Genomic DNA, 277 nt, shown 5'->3' on the forward strand with positions numbered 1-277 from the left:
CCTGGCTCATGATGCTCTCGCCCTCCACCGTCTTGCCGGCGTGCGGTGCGCTACGCTGCCAGATCTCCTCGGAGATGAACGGCATCATCGGGTGGCTCAGGCGCAGGATGGTCTCGAGGGCGCGCACCAGGGTGCGACGCGTGCCGCGCTTGGCTTCGATGCTGGCATTGTCGTCCCACAGAACCGGCTTGGACAGCTCCAGAGACCAGTCGCAGTACTCGTTCCAGATGAACTCGTAGAGCGCCTGGGAGGCGTGGTCGAAGCGGACCTCTTCCAG

The 277-nt window shown here is 64.6% G+C and carries 1 protein-coding gene; it reads right to left on the reverse strand.

Annotation, left to right across the window (positions count from 1 at the left end; genetic code table 11):
- Positions 1-277 (reverse strand): class I tRNA ligase family protein (locus tag R2R70_RS19930; protein ID WP_410978890.1); only part of this gene is annotated, 277 nt, incomplete at both ends.

Source organism: Cobetia sp. SIMBA_158 (assembly GCF_046566945.1).
Taxonomy (GTDB): Bacteria; Pseudomonadota; Gammaproteobacteria; order Pseudomonadales; family Halomonadaceae; genus Cobetia; species Cobetia amphilecti.